General features: G+C 71.1%; 2 protein-coding genes. Both read right to left on the bottom strand.

What is annotated here, in order from left to right; translation table 11 throughout:
• A partial coding sequence (locus NS354_RS13035; RefSeq protein WP_153002240.1) for a protein kinase domain-containing protein occupies positions 1 to 259 on the bottom strand: 259 nt, incomplete at its 3' end.
• Positions 260 to 266: 7 nt separating this feature from the next.
• Positions 267 to 619, bottom strand: a 353-nt coding sequence (locus NS354_RS13030) for a PASTA domain-containing protein (protein ID WP_153002239.1), incomplete at its 5' end; no start/stop codon positions are given.

Here is a 619-nt window from a genome sequence, read left to right as displayed (position 1 = left end):
GCCCCGAGCACGCGAAGGCCCCGGTGTCGTACACGGCGACGATGCACGGGTGGTTCAGGGAGGCCACGGCCTCCGCCTCCCGCTGGAAGCGGGCACGGAAGGTCGGGTCCTTCGCGTGCTCGGGGCGCAGCACCTTGATGGCCACCTGCCGGCCCAGGCGCGTGTCCTCGGCGGCGTAGACGGTGGCCATCCCCCCGGAGCCGATGACGTCGTGCAGCTCGTAGCGGGAATCGAGAATGCGGGGAACGCGCTGGTTCATGGGTGCATCATCCGTCAGTGTCCTGGGAGGCCTGCTCGGTGGGGGTCGGGCTCGGGGAGGCCGAAGGCGAGGTGGAGCGCCGGCCGGAGCCCGGATCCTGATCCGATCCGCCGGAGTCGCCGGAGGCGGGGCCGGTGGAGACGTAGACGTCCACGCTGGAGCCCACCTCCACGGTGCTGCCCGACGACGGGCTGGTGCGGATGACCTTGCCGGAGCCCACGCTGTCCGAGGCCTCGTCGTGGCGGGTCACGTTGACCCCCTCGGAGGTGATCTCATCGATCACGGTGTCCGCGTCCCGGCCCTCCATGCTGGAGGGCAGGGTCACCGAACCGGGTCCGGTCGAGTAGGTGACGGTGACGT

Origin of the sequence: Leucobacter chromiiresistens (genome assembly GCF_001477055.1) — a bacterium.
In the GTDB taxonomy this organism is placed as follows: Bacteria; Actinomycetota; Actinomycetes; order Actinomycetales; family Microbacteriaceae; genus Leucobacter; species Leucobacter chromiiresistens_A.
This window is presented reverse-complemented; position numbering and strand designations above follow the sequence as displayed.